Consider the following 24,687-nt stretch of genomic DNA (forward strand, 5'->3'; position numbering starts at 1 on the left):
CTAAACAACTGCGAACCTCAATTAAAACTTTGCCCTGGTCACTAAGTTGATTTGTTCTTACACCAATTCTACTATATGATCATTTCGTCAGAAAAATCTTCCGTGTTCAATGCTGCTGTTAGTTAGACGGCAATTAGCTTCCATTTAGGAGGATTGTTTAAAACACAGCAATCTTTTAACTTTTAATTGGAATAGTCCAATCGCAGAATATTAGCTTGCTGATTACGAACGGTTAAAAAGCCATCTTTATGAATAACTACTTGATTTGCTCATGCTGCTAGATTCAGGTAAATGTTAATCGGTTAACCAAATATATACAATAAGACAATATTAGTTTTAACCAAACCATAATATTATATGTATTTTTTGACAAAACGTATCCCACTTTTGATAATATGAATAATATTTAACCAATATTGCGCTAATTTCAGTGGATTTGTTTTTCAGTAAAAACCGCGAGAACTTGTTGGACATAGCATCAGACGGGTTGCCTGTGATGTACCAAGTTAACCGGCAAAATCCAATCGCTAAAAATTGTATTTAAAAACAAATTCAACCTGGCAAACATTTAAGGAACTTAAAAAAGCTGCTTTTTATCTGTTTTCTACCAACATGCATTCCTAAGGAATACCCATTTAACTATTCATTATATCAAGATAGCTGGTTTGCAGAAAAAAGATCATATTTAAATGCATTCAATAGGAACCCTGGTGAAATCTGCAATTTTATAAACTTCACGAAGTTATGGGTAAACTTAAGGGGCGGCAGTAGCCTTGTAACTTTTTCGGGATTCGTTGTGCATTAATCAATCCTTTTATTAATGCCACAGGCTTACGAAATCCAGATTGGGCAATCAGTAATGCAACCCTCTTTTTCGGACTAATATTATCTGTAAGTCGCCTTGGTTCTCGGGTACGGAATAAAAAACTCAGAAATTTAAAGACTTATCCCCCCTTTTTTTCTTGATAACCGTCTTTACCGAAACCATACCTAAAAAAACTGTAATGCCTGAATTATTGCTAAGGAAAAATAACTGCTACTGCAAAATTTTGACAGGGTTGTTCTACTTATAAATAATTAGCGAGGCATTATAATGAAAGGAACAGCATTATGAATTAACCTTACTAACCTTTAATGGAAAACAAAGCCAGGGCTGCTTGCAACAGCCCTGGCCAACGTTGGCCTATTGAAATAATTCCCATTATAGAAACAACTTTCATTTCATAAACCTAATTCCAAATGTATAAAACTTATACGGCATTTTGCTGCGGCATAAACCCGCGTATTATGCTCCAATTCATCAGGATAATGAAGCTTACCATTATTTTATTAATTGTTACACTTCTACAGGTCAGTGCCGCAAGTTACGGGCAAAAAGTGAGCCTAACCGTAAAAGAAGCAACACTTGAAAATGTTTTAAAAGAGATCAAGGCACAAACCGGTTTAAATATTCTTTATAACCCAAATTCGCTGAAAGAAACCAAATTGATTAGCCTGGATCTTAAAAATGCAGATGTTGACTATGCCTTACAAAAATCTTTTGACGGGCAACCAGTTACTTACCTGATTGAGCGACAAACCATTATTGTTAAAAAAAGGCCCGCGATAGCCGTTTTTAAGGAAGCTGCTGCAGAGAGCCAAAAGATTATTGTAACGGGAACAGTGAGGGATTCGGTGGGTGTCTTGCCAGGTGTTACTATCAAAGTCAAGGGGACAGGGATAGGAACAAAAAGTGATGATAATGGAAGGTTTGTTCTGGAGGTCCCAAATGATAATCCGGTACTGGTATTTTCCTTCGTTAGCTATATTACGCAAGAAGTGGCCGTAGATGGCAGAAGTGTTATTAATGTGCTGCTCAAACCCAACAAAAATTCATTAAGTGAGGTCGTTGTCGTGGCCTTCGGAACACAAAAGAAAACCGATTTGGTTGGTTCGGTTACTTCCATCAAGGTTTCTGAGCTTAAGATTCCGTCAAGTAACCTGACAACTGCCCTGGCTGGCCGCGCTGCAGGTCTTATTGCCTTTCAACGCAGCGGGGAGCCGGGCAAGGACAATGCGGATTTCTTTATTCGCGGAGTTACGACATTTGGTTATAAGAACAACCCTTTAATACTGATTGATGGGATGGAATTAAGCACAACCGATCTTGCTCGTCTGCAGCCGGACGATATTGCCAGCTTTTCCATCTTAAAGGATGCTACTGCAACTGCGGTATATGGCGCGCGGGGTGCGAATGGGGTAATTTTGGTGACCACCAAACAAGGGAGGGTCGGTAAGGCACAAATTGGCTTTCGTTTTGAAAACTCAGTATCAACTTCGGTAAGGGATATTGAGCTGGCCGACCCTGTTACCTACATGAGACAATCCAATGAAGCTATATTAACCCGTAACCCATTGGGTGTCACGCTATATAGTGATGAAAAGATTGCAAATACAGCTGCAGGACTAAATCCGATTATTTATCCTGCCAACGATTGGAAGAAGCTGGTTTTTAAAGATTACACCATGAACCAGCGGGCAAACCTAAATGTAAGCGGGGGAGGGGATGTTGCAAAATACTTTATTTCAGGATCCTTGAATAAGGATAACGGGATGCTAAAAGTAGACCACCGGAACAATTTTAACAATAATATCGATTTAACGAGTTATTCACTTCGGTCCAATATTACCATAAATCTGACCAAAACAACCGAAATGATTGTTCGTTTAAGCGGAAACTTTGACGATTATACCGGCCCTTTGGATGGGGGAGCAGAAATGTATGCGAAGGTTGTCCACTCAAACCCTGTGCTTTTCCCTCAATATTATCCTAAAGATGCCGATCACGCGTTTGTAAAACACATTATGTATGGGAATTATGACCAGGGTGGTTATACTAACCCTTACGCGGATTTAACCCGGGGTTACATGAACTATTCCAGATCTCTGATGCTGGCACAGCTAGAAGCCAAACAGGACTTGTCTGGGTTAATTGATGGCCTTTCATTCAGGATCATGATGAATACTAATCGCACATCATATTTTGACGTAAGAAGAGCCTATAACCCTTATTTTTATACCCTCACAGGGTATGACCCGGTTGCCAATACTTATTCCATAACGAATATTAACGAACCTACTGCAACAGAATACCTGGATTACAGCCAGGGAGATAGGATTCTCACTTCTACTTTTTACACCGAATCCATGTTAAATTATAACCATTCATTTAAAAAACACGGATTTAGTGGTTTGCTGGTTTACATGTTACAGAATAACTTAAGTGCAAATGCCCCGGATCTTCAACAATCTCTTCCCTTCAGAAATATAGGCTTATCAGGAAGGGCAACTTACAACTACGATAGCCGATATTATTTAGAATATACCTTTGGTTACAATGGATCGGAAAGATTTTCTGCAAAACACCGTTTTGGTTATTTTCCATCTGCCGGGATAGCCTGGAGCATATCTAATGAAAAATTCTTTGAAAAAATCAAGCCGGTTGTTGACAACCTGAGGTTGAGGGCTACTTATGGATTTATCGGAAACGATGCAATCGGCTCTCCGGCAGATCGTTTTTTCTACCTCTCCAATGTTGACATGAATGCAGCTTCCAGAGGTGCTACTTTTGGAAATGGTCAGGGTGGAAATACCTATCTAAATGGCGTAAACATTTCCCGATATGCCAATGACGACATCACGTGGGAAAAATCGACAAAAGCAAATCTGGCACTTGAAATCGGGCTTTTTAATAAGTTAAAGATAAATGCCGAGGTCTATTCTGAAAAACGTAAAAATATTTTAATGTCACGTGCATCAATTCCTGTCACTATGGGTTTAACCGCAGATGTGAGATCGAACGTGGGCGAGGCTGCAGGCAAGGGTGCTGATATTTCTATAGAATATCAACAAAACATAGGAAAGGATTTTTGGTTTTCGGCAACCGGAAACTTTACATATGCCAGGAGTAAATATACCGTATATGAGGAGCCTGTTTATGACGAAAAATACCGCAGCCGTATTGGCCACTCCATTTTTCAACAATACGGATATATCGCAGAACGGCTGTTTGTTGATGATGCAGAGGCAGCAAACTCGCCAAAACAAAATTTTGGACCCTATGGAGGCGGAGATATTAAATATACCGATGTAAACCATGATGGTCAAATTACAGAGGCGGATAAGGTACCTATTGGCAATCCAACATTGCCGGAGATTGTTTATGGATTTGGGTTTTCCACCGGTTATAAAAACTTTGACTTTTCTGCCTTCTTCCAGGGACTCGGAAATGAATCGTTCTGGATTGATGCCAATGCAACATCTCCCTTCAATAATCAGACTCAATTGTTAAAGGCTTACGCCGACAGCCACTGGTCTGAAGATTCCCGTAATGTATACGCACTTTGGCCAAGATTAAGTCCGGATATCAACAATAACAATAACCAAACAAGTACCTGGTTTATGCGTAATGGTTCGTTTTTGCGCCTAAAGCAGGTCGAACTTGGTTATAAACTCCCTGAAAGTTTACAGCGGCGGTTGCATCTTTCTAATTTGAGGGTTTACTTAAACGCAAGTAACCTGCTGAACTTCAGTAAATTTAAGTTATGGGATGTTGAAATGGGTGGAAACGGGCTTGGCTACCCCATTCAACGCGTGTTTAATATTGGCTTAAACATGTCGATAAGGTAAAGTCATGCGATTTAGGCATAAACAATTTACACATCTTAAATTGATAAACACACATATTATGAGAAAATATATTCTAATTACAACCTACACATTGCTCTTTTTAGCGGCATTAAGTTCCTGCAAAAAGTTCTTAGATGTAGTTCCTGATAACGTTGCCACCATAGACAACGCCTTTACCATGCGTACCCAGGCGATGAAGTTTTTATTTACCTGCTATTCATTTATGCCAAGAAACGGGCAATTGGGTGACGATCCCGCGATGGTTGGAGGAGATGAGCTATGGGAAATTCCTGAAAGGGGCGCCTATTTAGATATGGCCAAAGGCTTCCAGAGTAAGGTCGGACCGCTGGGTGACAGATGGGCATCGATGTACCAGGCAATCAGAGACTGCAATATTTTTCTCGAAAATATCGGAAAGGTACCCGATATGCAGGAAACTGAAAGGAGACGTTGGATTTCGGAAGTGAAATTTCTTAAAGCCTATTACCATTTCAATTTGGTAAGGATGTATGGACCAATTCCGATGATCAAAACCAACCTGCCTATTTCAGCTGATGTAAATCAAGTGAAAGTTGTCCGCGATCCTGTAGATTCGTGTTTTAGTTACATCGTACAGCTTCTTGATGAAGCAGCGCACGGATTGCCTGCTACAATCATTAGTCCGGCTACAGAAGCGGGGCGAATAACCCAACCAATAGCGCTTTCCTTAAAAGCCAAAGTATTGGTTACAGCAGCCAGCCCCTTATTTAATGGCAATACTGATGAGAGCGGTCTAAAAAACCTGAACGGAACGCCGCTCTTTAATACTACATATTCTAAAGTTAAATGGGATTCCGCCGCCACTGCATGTAAAAGAGCTATAGACGCATGTGAATCCGCCGGTATAAAACTGTACGTTTATAATCCTGCCTTTCAACAATACACACTCACGGATACCATCAAAACACAGCTAAGTATAAGGAACGCTGTTACGGAAAAATGGAACAGCGAGATTATCTGGGCTAACACCCAATCTTATACCGGCGATTTGCAACGATTAATATCCAGCTGGTGGGACCCTTTATACCTTGACGGAGTTATTACCAGAGGAGAACTATCCCCTCCCTTAAAAATTGCGGAAATGTTTTATACCCAAAATGGAGTGCCGATTAATGAAGACAAAACCTGGGATTATACTGGCCGTTATAGTCTGCGTACAGCCGGGGATTCGGATAAGTTGTATATACGAAAGGGATACACCACCGTTGGGCTGCATTTTAACAGAGAACCACGTTTTTACGCCGATCTTGGTTTCGACGGAGGAGTTTACTACGGACAAGGACGCTATGATGATAAAAGTTACATGGACCTTTTCTATTTGGAAGGTAAATTTAAACAGCGGAACGGCGAAGGTAAATATGGTTTTAATACCGTAACAGGATATAACCTTAAGAAATTGATAAGTTTTCAAAACACCATCAATTCATCAAACGATTACTCGGTTGTTGACTATCCCTATCCTTTAATGCGTTTGTCTGATTTGTACTTATTGTATTCAGAGGCATTGAATGAGTCTGCTGGCCCATCTCCGGAGGTATATAAATACATCGACCTTGTCAGAAAGCGTGCCGGTTTAGGTACCGTCGCATCATCCTGGACGAATTACTCCACCAATCCAGCAAAATTCCGGAACCAGGACGGTATGCGTGACATTATCCATCAGGAACGTTTGATTGAGTTGGCGTTTGAATCCCAGCGATTATGGGATCTTCGCAGGTGGAAGGAATCAGCTAAAGAATTAAACAATCCGATTAAAGGCTGGGATCTTTCGCAGACAACGTCTATTTCTTATTACCGCATCACAGTACTTTATAACCAAACGTTTGGGTCAAAAGATTATTTCTGGCCTATTGCCGAAGACAACATGACCGCTAACAGAAATTTAGTTCAAAACCTGGGTTGGTAATTTATATCATTCACCGATTGATCATTTAATAAAAAAATAAAAATGAAAAAAATATATTTTATTGGAGGACTGTTAATCGCCTTTTTTTGGTACAGTTGTTCAAAAGAAGGAAGATTAGATTTTGTAGATTCTAATTTGCCTGCCCCTGCCCAAATCAGCAATGTTAAGGTTGATCCAACCCCGGGAGGGGGAGTGCTAACCTATAAGCTTCCGGGAGACCCAAATTTGGCCTATGTAAAGGCTGTATATGAAATACAACCAGGAGTTTTCAGAGAAGCAAAATCGTCACGATATACAGACACACTCCGTTTGGTTGGTTTTGGTGATACCTTGAAGCACGCCGTGAAGGTATATAGTGTGGGCAACAACGAAAAAGCATCTGAACCTATTTTAGTTGACGTTATACCCAAAACACCACCCGTTAAATCGGTATTTAAAACATCAAATTTTTCAGAGACATTCGGTGGTGTAAGCATATCGATTACAAACCCGGATAAAGCCGATTTGGCTATAGTGGTGCTGAGAGACACCACCGGGAACAATAATTGGGTAACCGTGAGAACTTTTTACACAGCCGCTATAGCAGGTAATTTTGCGGCCCGTGGGTTTGAATCCAAACCTCAAAAATTTGCGGTATTTATCCGTGACCGATGGAACAATAAATCTGATACATTAATTAAAACGCTCACCCCGAAATTTGAAATTGAAATTCCAAAAAACACCTTTAGTAAATTGGTCCTTCCTACCGACCAGACTGCACTTGCAGATCCAGGTTTTAACATTGAAAATATATGGAATGGCTTAGCAGACAGACGGATTTATGCTTCATCAAATGCCTCATCTCTTCCGCAATGGATCACTATTGACCTGGGTGAAAAGGTGTTGTTAAGCAGGTTTAAACAATGGATGGAACCCAACGACCATTGTTATACGGGATCTGGTTTAAAAAACTTTGAACTATGGGGATCGAATTCTCCTGATCCTGACGGCGGCTGGACACATTGGACCTTATTAGGGAATTTCACAACATTTAAACCATCAGGACTGCCTTTAGGGCAAAAAACAGCTGAAGATATCAATTATGCCACTGTTTTGGGTGCCGATTTTAATTTTGACGTACAACCTCCAGCAGTACGTTACCTCCGTTTGAAATCATTGGAGACATATAGCAGCCCCGGCCAGGTAGTGATCATGGAGATGACATTCTTTGGCCAAATAGTACAATAATTATTTTACCTATTTAATCATAAATAATAATGAAAAAGATATCACGTATCAGGTTAATGTTTTTCTTGGCAGGTTGCCTTTTTTCAGCCTGTACGAAAATGGATGCGACATACAAGCAATTTGTTGTGCGGGGGGGATTAACCTACGCTGGAAAGGCTACGTCGCCAAAGGCCTATTCCGGCCTAAACCGGGTGAAGATTGCATGGCTAAGGGGGGCGGATCCCTCCGTTATAAAAGCCAAAGTTTTCTGGAACAATTACCTGGATTCCGTAGCTGTTGATATTCCGCCCTCGGGAGACACGATAAGTGTAATGATTGATAATTTGTTGGAGAAAAACTATACGTTTGTTATCCGCACCTATGACGGCAGGGGAAATTCTTCCATACCCGTAGAAGTAGTGGGCGGATCTTACGGGGCAAAGTATCAGGCACAGTTGTTAACCCGGCCCGTAAACTCTACCGTAATAAATGCCCACGGAAAACTTACCATTAATTGGGGCGGTGCTGATGTTTCAAACGGCGCCTTCGCATCAGAAGTTAAGTACACAGATATCTCAGGGAATGTTAAATATCAAACATTTCCGGTAACTTCTAAAACTTCCGAAATACTTGATCTTAAACCCAATACAAGTTATCAATTCAGAACGATCTTTAAACCAGATTCCCTGAGCATTGATAATTTTTACACCAGCTATTTAGATGGCGGTATATTCTCGTTTGATAAGAAGGACTGGAGTATTATTGACTTTTCTTCCCAACATCCGGGTGGCGATAACGCTGTAACCAATTTCATTGACGGTACTGATGCAACACGCTGGCATACATGTGCCGGATGCTCAAGTTATCCCCATTTCGCAACGATAGACATGGGGGTGGAGCGAATAATTACCCAATTTGGCGTTTGGCGCACCACTTTTGAAACTGGTGGTGATGATCGCGGCCCCGATAAATTCCAGTTTTTAACCAGCACCGACCGTTTAAACTGGGTAAATCAGGGCACATTTAATTTTAACCGTTTAATTAATGGCGAACAACGGTATCTGACTACTAATAATCCAAGGGCGAGGTATTTTAAGTTTGTCGGCATAAGCGGACCACAGGATTATATGGTTATGGGTGAAATAAGCGCATATGGTTTATGACATAGCTTATCCAGTTCAGTGGTCCGACTGATGACTATCTTTGCCAGTTCAGCAAGAGCGATGTCCGGAGCCCCGGTAGTTTTCTGGTAGTGTATCAAAACTGTTGTTAGTTACACAGCTAATTGAAAACCAACAACATATTAAAATTAGTGAATAAAAAAACATGAAAGCGAGTGGTATTGAGGTACCATCCGCTTTCTTTTTATAACTTACATGCTACCTGAATACTTGAACCTTTATGTTACGTATCAAACCTGTTGTTGATGAAAAATGTACCTATCGTAAAAGTTAACTATAAAGTTTGGTATTGCCTGCTGGAAGCGGCGTTAATGCTGTAAAATCTGTAAGAGGAGGTTTTTGTTCTTTATAGAACCAATGTTTATAATCCAGGGCTAAATTCGGAGATCGTTTTGCTCCTTAAGGAGGGATGCGGGATCAGGAGCATTGCCCGGATCGTAAAGGTTTCACTAGGTACGGTCATTAGCCTGATAAAACAACTGGCTAAGACGATCAAAAAACTGCATTGGTCAGGAACAGGATCTATGAAGTTGATGAATTGAAGACTTATATCAGCAAAGAAGCAGGGAATCCTGGGTAATTTATGCAGTTGACCGGGCGACAGGGGAGGTGGTAGATTTAAAGGTTAACGGCAGAAATAAAAAGAACATTAAAAACGACTTAAGCATCTGGTAGCAAAAAAAAGAGGTGAAGCAGGCTTATTTGGCGATCTGCTTTTATCTCCAAACATAGAGCCGTTCATTGTTTATACAGCTAATAATTTGGTCTTATGAATGGATATTGACTCAGGCATATACAAATACGCTTAATGCAAGTTATTTCATCAAATAACCTGCATTAAAATAAGTAACTTTCAGGTAAGGTAGGGAAAACCGGTCACTGTGGAAGATCATCTCCCGCCACTCCCAGAATCTCCAAGGCTGTATGGTGAAAGTTCAATAAAGCTGGTTTCACCGGTATCTTTATACAGTTTTTGTCCGGATCACCAAGTCTTTCGCTTTAGCCATCAATACACAAGATCCGATATTACCTATGAATCTGCCAATTTTTTCTGAGGCATTTATAACAATAATAATTTTTAATCGGCAACCAGAAAAAGACTGTTCGCATCAAAAAAGTTCTGGGTACCCGACTCTGTTTAATTTTACAATAAGGGCAATTGAAACTTAGGGTATTTAATGACATGTTTTATTGCCAGGGTACTTTTGATCCGAATAAATTTGCAAAATTTCAATAAAAAAGCTTTCAATAAAATATTTGTCGGCGAACCGCAGTTCACCAACCGAGCTATTATTTACCCTTTAATTGAGCCATTATTCTTACTGTTTGCAAAATAATGTTCAAATCAATATTTAACTTAATGTTGTTTAAATAAATTAGGTCATATCGGACACGATGTCTCATTTCCTGCATGTTTTCAGCGTATCCGTAATTTACCTGGCCAATTGATGTAAGTCCCGGTTTAATTCTAAGCAATTTTTTATAATTAGGCGCTTCCACCAGCAGTTGTTCAATAAAGAACTGGCGCTCTGGCCTGGGTCCAACGATGGACATATCCCCTTTTAAAACGTTCCAAAATTGAGGCAACTCATCTAACCTTGACTTTCTCATAAATTTGCCCCATTGCGTGATGCGCGGGTCATTATCGCTGGACAATTGGGGCCCCAATGCCTCGGAATTTACAAACATGCTTCGGAACTTGTATATATAAAAAGGTTTATTACCCCTTCCAATCCTTTCCTGCCGATAAAAAATCGGACCCTTTGAAGTTAATTTAGTAATAATCGCTAATGATACAAATACCGGAAATCCTATAATTGTAACCAGCAGGGAAAAGAGGATGTCAAAGCTGCGTTTGAAAAATACGATTTTCATACTTAGCTGCGGGGTAGACGTTAGTTGAATAACAGGCAGGTTATCATAATTTATAACACTGGCGAAATTGTTACTTAAGAAGAGGTCAGAAACCAATTTTATCTTGGTATGATTTTCGTCGCCCCGGTCCACCAGCCTTTGCAACAATGGTGCGTCCATATCCCTGTAACAAACAAAGATCTCATCAGCTTCCTTTTCAAATAATTTATCAAGTACAAGCTCATCTGAAAAGATTTGCATCTCCTGTTCCGAAATAAAGTCTATAAAATGATAGCCATATTCAGGATGCTTTTGAAATGCCTTTATTAATTTATCGGCTATATTTTTGTCGCCAATCAAAAGAATGTGTCGCCTGTTAAATCCTTTTTTTCTAATATAATCAAGGGTAAAAAAGATAATGGAACGTTCTATAATGAGCAGGATCAAAAACAAGCTGTAAGTAAAAAACATCTCCCAGCGGCTTACTTCATAAAACTTAAAAAAGTAGACTACGCAGAGCACCGTCAACGACTGGTAAATAAGAGAAGTCAAAATTCTATTAATGTTTGCGCTTAAAACCAATGGTCTGTGAATAACATAATTCCTGGTCAGGGAGGATATGGTTATCCAGGCCATATTGCTTAATAGTAAAAAAATAGAGGAGCTTATCTCATTAGAAAAGTAGTTAAATACCAGCAAATGAGCACAGTGCAGGGCTATGTTTAATACGATCAGGTCAGATAAAAATGTAACCGGGGGCAGAAGTTTTGAGTATTTAATCTTCATAGGATAAGGTGCTGCAAAGGTAGTTATTTTCAAATTATGAAAAAAAATTATTATGAAATTTATTTTTTTTCTTACCAATACGCACAATGACTATGGAACGCTACATTCGAACTTTAGTTTTTATTTTTTTTTATCCTCCATTTTTGTATTTATAAAGCTTGAAATTTCCTTTTTAAACCTGCTTGTAGAAAATCCTTGTGCATGGGTAATAATTTCGTTACAATTAAATGACCCTTGTATGACATCGAATAATTCAACAGCCTTTTTGATCGCAGTTGCAGATTGTTCACAAAAAAATATACCCGTTTTATTTTCAATGACACTTTCAACTGCGCCACCTTTTTTATAGGCTATAACCGGCGTGCCGCACGCCTGCGCTTCTACCGGCAAAATCCCAAAATCCTCCTCCGCTGCAAAAACAAATGCTTTGGCATCCCCTAAATATTGCTTTAAAACATTAAATGGTTGATAGCCCAACAAAATAGTATTCGGCCCGGCCAGTTTGCTTACCTTTTTAAAATCAGGCCCGTCACCTATTACATATAATTTTTTATCAGGCATCTGGGTAAATGCACTTACAATAAGGTCAATTTTTTTATAAGGGACAAACCTGGAACAGGTAACATAAAAGTCCTTTTTTTCAAATACGGGCGTAAAATCCTCGGTAGCGACATTCGGGTATATAACCGTACTTTCCCGGTTATATACTTTTTTTATACGTCGGGCTATATAATGGGAATTCGCAATAAAATGATCAACCCTGTTGGTGCTTATGATATCCCATTGCCGTATACGGTGCAGCAAATACTTTGCTATGAAACCTTTAAATCCTTTATTTAATCCCGTTTCCCTCAAATACTGATGATGAAGGTCCCAGGCATACCTGATTGGCGAATGACAGTAACAAATGTGAAGTTGATTTGAGCCTGTTAAGGCGCCTTTTGCAACAGCATGTGATGAGGATATAACGAGATCATAGGCCGATAAATCAAACTGCTCGATCGCCAAAGGAAACAAGGGCAGGTAAGTGCGGTATTTTGTTTTGGCAAACGGTAAATTCTGGATAAACGAAGTGGTAACTTTATGGCCGGATAGTCCTAACGTTTTAATAGTTTCATCCCGGGCAACCAGCGTATAAATATCAGCATCAGGATAAAGGGCGGCTATTTCCTTAAAAACATTTTCGGAGCCGCCAATAACAGTAAGCCATTCATGAACTAATGCAACTTTCAAATTTTTATTATTATATAGGTTAAAAATTATAGTTTAACCGCTAGTAATCTGTTTAGTTTTTTGGTAAATACAAGCGTGTTATACAATGTTTTAGTATTGGAGAATTGTGTAAAGGCCAAAGCACTTTTTGCTTCGGGCAACATAGCCATAACAGTGTTTATAGCCGTCAGTAGAGAATCCCGATCTTCAAAAGAAATTGCCCCGGTGTTGGCTGCTATCTCTTTTAAGCCCCCCCGGCTGCGAGCAAAGGTAATGCATGAGCAAGTCATCAGCTCGGTTGCTACTATTCCAAATGCCTCATTTAGATCGGAAGGTATCACCCCAAAATGAATATTGTAATCATTAACAAGTTGAGGAATGTTATCCGAGCTGCCCGTAAAATTCACATTTGCAGGGGCCTCTTTTTTCAATGACTCATAATAAACCAATGAATCATCAACCGGGTCGCCGACTATATAAAATTGACACTCATTATAAACCCGGGCGATATCGATAATGAGCTCGAATCCTTTTCCCGAATAAATTCGGCCTACCGATATAAAGTTAAACTGGGTTTGCTGATCAGTAAACCTGTTCTTAAACTCCAATCCTTCATACTTTTTTGCCAGGCCAGGTTCGATAACATGTAATTTTTTAGCTGCAAATAATGTGTTTGATCCTATATAGTTTAAAAAGCCGTTTAATAAAAATTCGGATGTAAACACCAGGGCATAGGTATTTGGCTGATTGTTTAATAACTTTAAAAGGAGCTTACCGCCGTTTGAAAAATCAAGATGTACGTGATAAATAAATTTACGCCTTATAAAAAATGATATAAAATAGAACAGGATAAAATACCGTGGCCCGTTAATATAAATAATATCGGCTTTGCAAACGTTTTTTATAATGCTCAAAATGCGTATATAATGCAGCATTAGTTTTAGAGAGTCAAATACCGATTTCTTTTCGTTAGTGAGTTTTAAGGCTGGCAGGTAATGGAAGTTTGCCCTTGTTACATTGTTTTCAATATACCCCCCTTGCGGAACCGCTACCGTGCAATCATAACCCAGGCGAACAAGGGAATTGATAAGGTCGATCAAAACGCTTTGGCCGCCGCCCATTTTATTATATTGATCTACCAGTAAAACCCTTTGCTTCATTTTTTATAACTTGTTTGTAAATAGCCATTACCCTCACTGGCCGCTGATTCATTGTAATATTTAATATAGCAAAGCCCTAAAGCGATAAAAACCCACAGATAAAGTGAATATGCCGGCGCTATAGAAAGCATAGCCAAAAAGTTGAATAGTGTGCCTAATAAAAACATTTGGTTATACTTGCTTTTATTTTTGTTGATCCAGAACTTCCTTAACGCCCCGCCTAAAAAAGCAAGGAATGAAAGGCCACCAATTACTCCTTGATCTGCCAGCACGCACGAAAATGAATTTTGTGGAAATATGCCAGGGCTAAGCATTTCGCCAAACTCCCTGATACCCATTTTAAACTCATATATATACATGTAATACATGCTGTTACCTACGCCAACACCGGTTACCCAATGATCTTTAAATATTTCGATACCTATTGATGATGTGTAGCTCCGGTAGCTGCCACTATCGGTGGTGGTTTCGGGCACTGAAAGGAAGCCTGATAGTTTAGATACAAATATGTATTCAAAAACAGGGTAAAGATCAAAGTAAAGCAGCGCGAAATAGCCTAGTAGCAATAAAACAACTAAAGTAAAAACAATACCCATCTTTATTTTAAACGACGTTTTAAAAAGAAAAACAGCACTTGATAAAATGAGCACAAAGCCAAACATTGCTGTTGAAAACGTAAGTAATAACGATAAAACATTAATGACCATTACAAGGTACCAGAAGTACTTTTTAAACATATGTCTTGTATACCATCCTATTAAACAAATCCAGGCCTGGTATAAAATGTAAAAGCTTGGCTCCTGCGAAAAGCCGGAACTGCGAAAATTATAATACGTTTTATTTTGAATAAAAGACGGCAACAAAATGACAACATCCTTAACAAATAATGCAAACAACGAACAGATGGCTATAAACGTTCCTATCAGTACAATGTATTTCAGGATCTTTTCAAAGCGCTCATAAATGTATTTCGAAATAACAATGGCGTTAAACGCCGTGAAGTTAAAAAACATGTATATGAGCTGCAGAAACGGAAATACATAATAGTTAAACTTAAATGATTCCGCATCCGGATAGCGATAGAAAAAGCCACTTGGATATCCTAAAAATATATTGGAGTATAAATAACTGATTACAGGCGACACCACAAAAAAACAACAGGCTGCTAATGATACGCTATTGGCAAATTTAAATCTGTCAATAAACGCTATCTCGATAAAAAGCAGTGTCAAAGCTAATAGTTCGTAAATTTTAAATACCCCACCAACTTTAATAATAGGAAACGACTGAAAACCTATCAATAGCACTATAAGTACAACAATGCCATCTTTAAAACTACGTTCCTTTGTTACAGCAGTCATTGTTATTCATTTATAACTTAAAGCCTTCGCGCAGCCCTTTTAAAAGTTGGGCCCTTTGATCGGAATCAAATTGAACATACCGTAGTATCCTTGTTACCAGTGTATAGGATAATGAACTTAAAAACTGTAAACCTTTAAAATTTTTCCTTATAAAGTATATCCTGTTCCGTGTACCGTAAAATATCGAGAATAAGGTTCTGTCGCCACCTGTAGATGAACTTTCCTTATGAAAAATATGCAGGGATGGCAATAGCTTAATCTCGTACCCATGCAGGTAATGTGCCCGGTACATAAAGTCGGTGTCATCGTAATAAACAAAATACTTTTCGTCCATTAGGCCCACTTTTTCAAATACTTGGTTATTAAACAAAGCGAAACAAGTAGGGGCGAAATCAACATGTTTTTCAATGCTATATTGCGGCGCATCATCTGCACCTTCGCCAATACCAATAGTTGTTCCCTTGTAAAGTAGAAATTTGGCCCCGGCTACCTGGATCTTCTTATTATCAAAGAAAAATATTTTGGGGATAACAATAGCTTCGTTGTTTTGTATAGAATAATTCAGGATACTCTGCAACAGGCTGGGCTGATAAAACTCAATATCATTATTAAGCAGCAGCGTGTGGCTTGTGCCCGCTTTAACAGATAGTGCAATACCCTGGTTGTTGCCTTTCGCTACCCCAACATTCTTGTCATTTTTAATATAGGTAAACGCCGTGACGCCATTGCTTTGGGCCAATCCCTGTATCAACGCATCAGATTGTTCGTTGGGGTTGTTATCAACGATATACAAATGATAATCGGTAAAAGATTGCCCCCCGATGCTTTGAAAAAATCCAGGCAATACTTTTTCGCTGTTAAACAGTACCGTTACTAATCCAACTTTTGCCATAACTTATTTAAAAAGCCCTTTTTCTTTCATTTCGGCAATCGAATCTTCGTACTTGCCTGCACTTACCTGCTGCCCGTTAACCCATTCAACAAACCTGGCGATCCCCGTTTCAAAATCAACCGAAGGAACGAAGCCAAGCGTTTTATTGATCTTACCTAAATCGGCGTAATTGTGCCTGATATCGCCCAGACGATAGTTACCAGATATGTTAACCGGAACTTCGATGCCGTATTGCTTTATTAATGTTTTGGCAACTGTAAGTACATCGGTTGCTATACCCGCGCCAACGTTAAAAATCTGGCCGTTAGCCTCGTCATTTATAATGCCTAAATACGTGGCTTTAATAACATCATCAATAAATACAAAATCGCGGCTTTCCCTGCCATCCTCAAAAACATTGATTCCCTTGTTGTTTTTTATGAGTGTAGAAAATATGGAAAGAATGCCTGTGTAAGGGTTTGACAATGACTGCCCGGGTCCGTATACGTTTTGATACCTGAAGGCTATGGGTGCAATACCAATAGTTGGGCAAACGGTCATGATCATTTGCTCCTGGTTTTGTTTGGTAATTCCGTATACCGATGATGGGTGGATTTTTGATTCCTCATCAGTAGCCACAAGCTTTAAAGTTTGTGAATAACCTGGATGTTTTACCTCAAAATCACCATTATCCATGTAGGCCGATGTACGGTGTTCGGGATAAACATATTGATCCAGACCTTCGGCGTAATATTTACCTTCGCCATAAATAGACCGTGACGAAGCTATCACCACTTTTTCAACCTGGTGAACGCTATTAGCCAAAATATCAAGCATTAAAGCGGTGCCCTGTACGTTGACTTCTGTATATCTTGCTATTTCGTACATAGATTGGCCCGTGCCTGTTTCGGCAGCATAGTGTACAATAACCTGCCGGCCCGCTATGGCTTTTTCCCAGTCGGCCTTTGACGTTACCGTGCCTTTTATAAAATTAACCTTATCCTTAATAGCCAAATATAACGGCGATTCATTTTCAGCATTGTCGCCGTGGATCTGGGGCGAAAGGTTATCCAACACAGTAATCTCAAATCCCTTGCTTATTAGTAGCAATGCCAGGTTGCTCCCTATAAAACCTGCCCCCCCTGTAATTAGTACTTTTTTCATAGTTATATTTGTCTACAGCCGTTTTAGTTAGTAAAACTCCCGTCGGGCGCTGTTTTTACCCATTCATTTAACTCAAAGTTATACCGCTTAATTATTTTAGCGGGTGCTCCCGCTAAAACACAAAAATCGGGGTATACACCTTCTCTTATAATACTATTTGCCCCAACAACACATCCTTTACCAATAATTGCGCCGGGCAATATCACGGAATTATTTAGTATAAGACAATTATCTCCTATAACAACTTCTTTAACAATAAGTGCGAGGTTCTTATAAATTTCCGTTACGTTTTCAAATGGATGAACAATGTCAGTTATTGTTACGTTTGCAGATATTGCTGTATCTTTCCCTATCACTACTTTATTTGCACAAGTTAGGTGCATGTTTTGTTCAATGTTTACGTTATCGTTAATGACAATACCCGGTTTAAAATTAATTCCGGCATGGTTTGTAACGCCTTCAATGCGGGCATGATAATTAACAGATACGTTGTTTTTAAGCCTTATACAGCCAGGCGTTATTATTATCGGCTTTACAATGACATTTTTAACGCCACACTCTTTTAAAAAAAGCCTGTACCACAAGTTCGTTTTTAGGCGATGGTATAATCTAAATGACCTGGATATGTTTTGATAAATACTCAAAGCTCAGTAATTCATGTTTTTAAAAATCCGCCGTCGGGTGTTGTTCTTAACCATTCGCCAGATGTACGATCATACCTTTTGATTATTTTTGCCGGGTTGCCTACAGCTACGCAATAATCTGGTATGTTTTTTATAACCACAGCGTTGGCGCCTACTACACTGCCTTTCCCTACCGATGCCCCTATAACACAAACATTTTCACCAAGCCATGCACCATCACCTATGGTAATTTCGCTAAGCTGCTTTATTTGTTGATCAATAACCGGCAAGTCTATATTACTATATGAGTGTAGATTATCGCTTATGTAAACTTTGTCGGCCGTTAAAACCTTTTTTCCTATATGGATCTTACCAGTTGCATAAATATGGTTAAAGTGGCCAATATGTGTGCCATCTCCAATTATTAAACTGCAATTTTCTTCCCCTGTATGCGGGTAAGCGGCCAACCAGGTATTATATTCTACAATTACCTTGTTGCCAATTGAGATGTTTTTAGCCCCATAAATTTTTAATGGGGCAATGACTTTTGACCTTGATCCAAAAGTTTTAAAGATCATCTTATGATAGGGGTATATAAAGACGAAATAAAAAAGACTTTTAATTTTACCAAACATTGTTTTTCTTTATGTATGCTGTTTTTAATTGTCGACGGATACCCGGATGCTGTTGACTTTATGTTTAAAAAACAGATAAATGACGTATATCGCAACCAGTACTACACATGTGACATCAGAAATCCTAAAATCCACAGTCGGTTTGTATAATTTGTTAAACGCGGTAACTATTATTAAAAAAAACAGAAAATATATATCCTGTTTTTGAAATAGCATTCGCATTTTTAAATTGTACATTTTATTAAAAGTAAAAAGTAAATAAAACGATCCCAGCAATACCGCCAAAAACCATCCGCAAACAACACCATAGCCACCAAAGAAATATCCAAAACAGTAACTGAGTGCTAAGTTGAGAAGCCCCAAAATAAAATGTGTTTTTATCAAGATGTTCAGGTTGCCATCGGCCATGTAATAAAAATAGGCCGGGCCATTTAGAATGTTAAATATTAGGCTTAAGCCTAATATGAATAGTGTATTACAAAAAACCGGCTGATAGCTCCCTATCCAATAAAATGATATCAGCTTTCCGCTAATAATGATAATGCTCATAATAGCCAATGAAAAAAACAGCACATTAGAAAAAATTTTTTTATAAAAGGCAGGGATCTCATCTTTATTTAATCCCACCATTACCGGTACCAAACTTTGAGTAGCGCTTACTATTATTCCCCTTGCCTGCATCAACAACCTGTTGGCCATTTCATAATAGCCCGCAAATGCCATCCCGCCAAATCTTCCTAAAAGTATTTTTGTAATAGGGTCATTAAGCATCGCTGCAAGGGATACGAATTGAAATTTCATTCCATAATTGAATATTTGCTTAAAGATAGCCTTGCTCCAATTCCATTTTAGCGGATTGTATTTAACATGATATATAACTGTTAATAAACAAAATACAAGTGCAAAAACAGATTGTATTACCTGTGCAAAAGCTACTCCTTTTAAATGGTAAACCGGCACAAAAAAGTAGGTTGCGACTAATAATACAAGAGACGAAACTGTAAAAATTCCGTTTCGGATATAGTTTTTTTGCATGCCATCCAACACCGAAGCATACACCCCGTTTACTGAATTTATGATTAAACAGGTTAATGAATAAGGCAATATTAACAGCCCTTCTTTGATAAACTTAGCGGGTAAAACAGCTTTCAAAATTAAATCAGCACATGGATAGATGATAGCTGCAATCACTATAAAAAGCCCTAATAAAAACAAGGAAGCTGTAAAGACCAGCTGCTCCATTTTTTTTGTGTCTTTTTCCTTGATAAAAAGCGCTACAAAGCGTACAACGGAATCGGCAATGCCAAAGTTTGCAAGAGTTGCCAACGATGATGTTGACAAAACTACCGACCAAACTCCCAGCACTTCTACACCAAGCCTTGATAACAGATACCTATATAAAAACAGGTAAACAAGGCCTATAAGAACCACCTGCCCGCCAGATGTAATGACATTTAAAAGAACTAGTTTCTTTTTCCCTTCCATTTAAAACTTGCTTATTACCCTTTTTACTGTTAACCAGCAAATACATAAAAAGAGACCCGCCACTAAACCCAATATGGCGGCCTTTATTTTGCCTAGCTTGTTCACAAACAAAGGTAATACAGGGGTATCAATGGGCTGTATGAGCGGTGTTTCCTTCCGAAGCTGAATTTTAGATAGTTCAAGGTTCTTTATCATTTCAGCGTACACGGCCGAGCTTATTTGAACATCAACCTGCCTGCGCTGCGAAGGTACTCTTAAGACCGAGAGTGCCGGGTTGGCATTTGGCGATGCATCAGCGGCAGAAGCCACCCCTGTTATGGAGCTATTAAGAACAGATTTTACGCTATCTGTCTGTTTTTGAAGAATGGTAACATTTTGTTGTTGCTTTTTGGTTTTGGTTAATATGTAAAAACTGTTTACCGTGTTAACTATATTATTAGCAAATTCTTTGGCAAACAACTCATCTTTTGAAAATACGTCAACTTCTATAATACTGAGTTTTTTATCGGGCTTATCTACATTAAGTACGGTTTTATTAATATTATCAACCAGATCAATGATGATGCTATCCTGCTGGCGGTTAAATGAATCAGGATTGCCATTAAAATTGATATTTTTTAATTCGGGCTTATCTTCCCATTTTTTGCGTAGCTTATTAAAGTTGATGTATCTGTCAATAATTTTTTGAGGTTTGCCATTAAACATTGCCGTGCTTAGCAATGTCTTTTCGATCATATTACGCGATTTGTACAACTCCAAAATATTATCGCCATGGAAAATTCCACCACCGCCACCTTCAATATTCACCCCCGCCAATGATGCCAACCCTGCATACTGACCAAGGCCACCTTTATCTTCTTCTTCAAGCACAAATGTATAAACAGCTCTATATTGGGGCTTTTTAAAAATGGAGTAAGCCAAACCAACACATAATCCGAGTAAACCCATCATAGCAATTAACAATAGTTTACTGCGCAGGTATTTGGTAAAGCGTTTTGATTTTTTCACAAGGTCATCAAGTGAAATCTCCCCGCCTGCCGTATTCGGGCCCACGTTATTATGTTGATTAACATCCATTATTTAATAAAAAATTTAAGCTGAGAGTATAGTTATTTATGCAAACTCAAAATCCCCAAAATAATTGCGCCCAATGAGACTATACCCGTTGTAAGCCCCAAAATATTTTGCAGGGCGTTCGCTTTACTTTCCGGCTTTTTAGGTACATAAATCTCGCTTCCTGGTTTAACAGAGGGGTGATTGTTAAAGAAAAGGAATTTGCGCGTACCTTTTACAGTGCCGTTTGGATACACTACATAAGCCCCTCTTCGTAATGCCCCTGGGGCGTACCCGCCTGCATTGGATACAAAATCATTAAATGATTTTGATCTGTCATAAACCACGGCGCTTGGATAAAGCACCTGTCCGTTAACCCTAACAATTTGTTGCTGTTTAGGCACCCTTAAAACATCGCCGTCCTCTAACAGTAAGTCACCTTTTGCCCCCGGCGTTTTTAAAACTCCACCCAAATCAATGCCTACATAATTATTACGCTGCTGGGAATCTTCTGTGTTGGTAGAATCTCTATAGGTTCTTTTAAGTCTGTTGGTTTGCGCGGTACGCTCCAAAGCAAGTGCTGCTGTATCAGCCTTAGTTTTGTCGATACCTAATATGGCAATATTTTCTCTTTTTAACGATCCGCCTTCTACATCTGCTGACGCAGTAAGGCCACCAGCCCGTGCAACCAGGTCAGAGATTTTTTCATTCTTATTTTTTAATGTATATGATCCGGGATATAACACTTCTCCTTCCACTTTCACCGTTTTTTGTTTTTCATATCCAGGTAAACTATATATAGATACGATATCAAATGGCATTAACACAAAGTTTGCATCATTTGGCTTTAAAGGGCCGTCTATATTTACGCTAAAAACTTGTGCAACCGAACTGCTTTTAGATGTGGGATCGGCATCGGATATTCTCCTGGCTACTTCAATACGTTTAGTACTGGCTCCTTCTGCAAAACCGCCCGCCCTTAATACTAGGTCCTCCACCTTCATGTTTTCCGAAAAAGCAAACTGTCCGGGTTTTCTAACACTCCCGTTTATGGTAACGACATAACGGTCTCTTAAATCAAAGATCGACGATATATTAACAATATCCTCGCGCTGTAAGGGAATGTTAACTATTTTAGTCATCACATCTTTTACACTAAAGCCTATCATCTCTGTGCTGTTGTCGGGCTTTAGGCGTGTGATCGTACCTCTTTCGGTGAATGCATCTTCTTTTAACCCGGCTGCCTTTTCAATTAACTGGTATAGTGTTAGACCATTTTGCAACTCATAATCACCGGGCTTAAAAACCGCCCCGTTAATAACAACCCTATTTTCAAACCTGTTGATAATTGACTCAACCGTATATTTGTCGCCTCTTAAAGGAATATAGTTTTTATAATCGGCCTCCAAAACATCTGTGATTTTTCTTTGCTGATCGCTTATCTGTGAAACCTTAATCCTTGAAGTATAAGCGCTGTCGGTAAATCCCCCTGCATAATTAAGAATATTATCAAGGCTTTCACCCGGCAGTACTTCAAATAATGCAGGAATTTTCACCTGTCCGGCAAGTTCCACCCTTGTTCTGTACGTGGGTACGCGAACAATATCCTGATCTTGCAATGTTATGTTGTTTTTTTGATCGCCTTTTACCAAAAAATCATACACGTCAAGATGGTTTATGATCCGGTTATTCCTTATTATTTCTACCTGTCTTAAACTACCATTGTCATTTGGGCCACCTGCCGAATAAAGCGCATTGAAGACAGTTGCAAGCGATGGCAATGTATAAGTGCCTGGTTTTACAACCTGCCCAATAATTATTACATGGATACTGCGTATGTCGCCAAGTGTTACCTGAACGCTTGTGCCGTGCCCAATGGCATAGTTATTAGCGGCAAGCTTGCTCTTTATTAACGACGTAGCTTGTTCTATGGTTTTACCGGCTACACTTAAAACTCCTACACCCGGAATATTAATATTGCCCTCAGGCGACACTGCAAGTTTCCAGTTAACCAGTGAACTACCATAAACATTGACATTTAGCTGATCATTAGGGCCAACAATATAATTTAGAGGTGTTGCGAGTTTGAGATTGGGTTCGAATGAATTATTTTTATTTTTAAAAATATCCGCTCCAAATATTTTGGGCCGAAGACTTTCAAATAAGTCCTTTCGCACAGCCGAGGTATCCGGGCTTTCCGGTTTGTAATTTAATTGCCGTCCTTGTGTAGTGGTGGTATCGGTGGGATTTCCCGAAGATTCTGCAGTCTTACTGCGGATATTCTTAATCCGTAGTTGCAGTTTCTGTGCCTGGTCGGCAGTCATGCCCTTGCTTTTTGCTTGTTGTATCAATTCTGCATCTGTTAGCCCGGCATTTTGGGCCTGCTGAAGCAGCTGAATGATTTGCTGATCCGAAATGTCATCAACGTTAATGGACGAGATATTTTGAAAATTGGTTTGGGCGGAAACAATTTTAATTGAAATACAAAAAAGGGTAAAGACAATTAAAAATATTCGAATCTTAAATTTATTCATATTAAAAAGCCATTATGGCATGACAAATAACACTAAAAATTACATCGTATTATTTTTGCAAAAGTAATTTAAATTAGGTTTTATTAAGAATAATGATGCTTTTTTAGTTAAAGGTTAATCCTTCTAAAAAAAAGTAGCGTCAAAAATGGTAGAGATTGTAATTAACACAATAAATTGTCATAATGTTTTGACATTGAAAAGTAAAACAATATCAGGCTTGCGATTAGTTCTGTATAAGATGTTTATTTATTAAACATCTTTATAATCAAAGCAACAAGGTAACTTTGTGCGCGAGGTATTGTCAAAAATCACTCGTCGAATCACGCTTTTTTTATTGAGAATTGGCGAGTATATGAGACTTTGACAAAAAACAAAAGCCTGCAAATTATTTAATTTGCAGGCTTTTAGTTGGCTTTTATACCAAGTTCAGTGGAGGAGAGGGGACTAAAATTGAACATCAGCCCAATAGGTTACTCGAAATAGAAGGCTTCGTTCTTCAGTTAAGTAGCATCATAGAAATCTTATCAGAAATGGATACCCACAAATCGAACAATACCGGTAGCAAGCAATCTTTCAATGATAAGTGATGCTTCCTTGCCGGCAACGAGGCAAGGCCATCCCTTTTTTCGGTAGTGACGGCTATGGTGCTTGTCAAAAGAGCGGGGGCAACTGATCCACCTTTGGCTAAAATCCAACAGCCATGAAAGATCAAAAGACCAAAGTCAAATTTGCATCAGGCGTTAAACGCCGCGACCAGCAAACCCGCAAAAAGATCCGTCACCTGCTCAATTCGTTTCCGTCCATACCGCCGGTGCGCCATTCGTTCCAAACTAAAGACAGTACCGGCAAAGATTAACCCCGTTCTCGGAATTTTATAATCCCAGAACCGGGTTTTTGCAGCCTTGGCAAAGCCGCTTTTCTGCATGCGCCAGCATGCAGCAAGATGGAT

16 protein-coding genes are annotated in these 24,687 nt (G+C 39.0%); 5 read left to right on the forward strand and 11 right to left on the reverse strand.

The features are described 5' to 3' along the window. Positions 1-1,239 precede the first annotated feature (1,239 nt). Genes KXD93_RS21005 through KXD93_RS21020 form a run of 4 tightly spaced genes read left to right on the forward strand, consistent with a single transcriptional unit; the run spans position 1,240 to position 8,982 of the window. Positions 1,240-4,668, forward strand: coding sequence for a TonB-dependent receptor (locus KXD93_RS21005; protein WP_258139317.1), 3,429 nt, complete (start codon positions 1,240-1,242; stop codon positions 4,666-4,668). Positions 4,669-4,726: 58 nt separating this feature from the next. Continuing rightward, positions 4,727-6,613 carry a RagB/SusD family nutrient uptake outer membrane protein gene (locus KXD93_RS21010; RefSeq protein ID WP_258139318.1) on the forward strand — a complete coding sequence of 629 codons (1,887 nt, stop codon included), beginning with the start codon at positions 4,727-4,729 and terminating at the stop codon, positions 6,611-6,613. Positions 6,614-6,655: 42 nt separating this feature from the next. After that, positions 6,656-7,840 (forward strand): DUF5000 domain-containing lipoprotein, encoded by a 1,185-nt coding sequence (locus KXD93_RS21015; protein WP_258139319.1) that lies wholly within the window; start codon positions 6,656-6,658, stop codon positions 7,838-7,840. 29 nt (positions 7,841-7,869) lie between these two features. Then, positions 7,870-8,982: a DUF4998 domain-containing protein gene (locus KXD93_RS21020; RefSeq protein ID WP_258139320.1), complete on the forward strand. Its 1,113-nt coding sequence runs from the start codon at positions 7,870-7,872 to the stop codon at positions 8,980-8,982. 1,308 nt (positions 8,983-10,290) lie between these two features. On the opposite strand, the gene KXD93_RS21025 is transcribed toward KXD93_RS21020, so the two are convergent. From KXD93_RS21025 to KXD93_RS21075, 11 genes are all read right to left on the reverse strand, one after another. Next, positions 10,291-11,640, reverse strand: a complete 1,350-nt coding sequence (locus KXD93_RS21025; protein WP_258139321.1) for a sugar transferase — start codon at positions 11,638-11,640, stop codon at positions 10,291-10,293. Between the two features lie 120 nt (positions 11,641-11,760). Further along, a complete protein-coding gene (locus KXD93_RS21030; protein WP_258139322.1) occupies positions 11,761-12,873 on the reverse strand; it encodes a glycosyltransferase family 4 protein in 1,113 nt (370 codons plus the stop codon). Positions 12,874-12,899: 26 nt separating this feature from the next. Continuing rightward, positions 12,900-14,012: a glycosyltransferase family 4 protein gene (locus KXD93_RS21035; RefSeq protein ID WP_258139323.1), complete on the reverse strand. Its 1,113-nt coding sequence runs from the start codon at positions 14,010-14,012 to the stop codon at positions 12,900-12,902. Continuing rightward, the gene (locus KXD93_RS21040) at positions 14,009-15,373 is read right to left on the reverse strand and encodes an O-antigen ligase family protein (protein WP_258139324.1); all 1,365 of its coding nucleotides are present in this window, start codon (positions 15,371-15,373) and stop codon (positions 14,009-14,011) included. Before KXD93_RS21040 ends, KXD93_RS21035 begins: the two co-directional genes overlap by 4 nt. 10 nt (positions 15,374-15,383) lie before the next feature. Then, positions 15,384-16,265: a glycosyltransferase family 2 protein gene (locus tag KXD93_RS21045; RefSeq protein WP_258139325.1), complete on the reverse strand. Its 882-nt coding sequence runs from the start codon at positions 16,263-16,265 to the stop codon at positions 15,384-15,386. A gap of 3 nt (positions 16,266-16,268) precedes the next feature. After that, positions 16,269-17,408 (reverse strand): NAD-dependent epimerase/dehydratase family protein, encoded by a 1,140-nt coding sequence (locus KXD93_RS21050; RefSeq protein ID WP_258139326.1) that lies wholly within the window; start codon positions 17,406-17,408, stop codon positions 16,269-16,271. A 23-nt stretch (positions 17,409-17,431) separates the two neighbouring features. Then, complete coding sequence (locus tag KXD93_RS21055; RefSeq protein ID WP_258139327.1) at positions 17,432-17,992, reverse strand: acyltransferase; 561 nt, start codon at positions 17,990-17,992, stop codon at positions 17,432-17,434. A gap of 71 nt (positions 17,993-18,063) precedes the next feature. After that, positions 18,064-18,609 (reverse strand): acyltransferase, encoded by a 546-nt coding sequence (locus tag KXD93_RS21060; RefSeq protein ID WP_258139392.1) that lies wholly within the window; start codon positions 18,607-18,609, stop codon positions 18,064-18,066. Positions 18,610-18,690: 81 nt separating this feature from the next. Then, a complete protein-coding gene (locus KXD93_RS21065; protein ID WP_258139328.1) occupies positions 18,691-20,151 on the reverse strand; it encodes an oligosaccharide flippase family protein in 1,461 nt (486 codons plus the stop codon). Continuing rightward, a complete protein-coding gene (locus KXD93_RS21070; protein ID WP_258139329.1) occupies positions 20,152-21,228 on the reverse strand; it encodes a GumC domain-containing protein in 1,077 nt (358 codons plus the stop codon). Positions 21,229-21,260: 32 nt separating this feature from the next. Further along, positions 21,261-23,738: an SLBB domain-containing protein gene (locus KXD93_RS21075; protein ID WP_258139330.1), complete on the reverse strand. Its 2,478-nt coding sequence runs from the start codon at positions 23,736-23,738 to the stop codon at positions 21,261-21,263. Positions 23,739-24,438: 700 nt separating this feature from the next. On the opposite strand from KXD93_RS21075, the gene KXD93_RS21080 reads away from it, so the two are divergent. Continuing rightward, a complete protein-coding gene (locus KXD93_RS21080; RefSeq protein ID WP_258139331.1) occupies positions 24,439-24,594 on the forward strand; it encodes a hypothetical protein in 156 nt (51 codons plus the stop codon). The last annotated feature ends 93 nt before the right edge of the window (positions 24,595-24,687 follow it).

The sequence above is a fragment of the Mucilaginibacter phenanthrenivorans genome (genome assembly GCF_024721155.1).
Taxonomy (GTDB): Bacteria; Bacteroidota; Bacteroidia; order Sphingobacteriales; family Sphingobacteriaceae; genus Mucilaginibacter; species Mucilaginibacter phenanthrenivorans.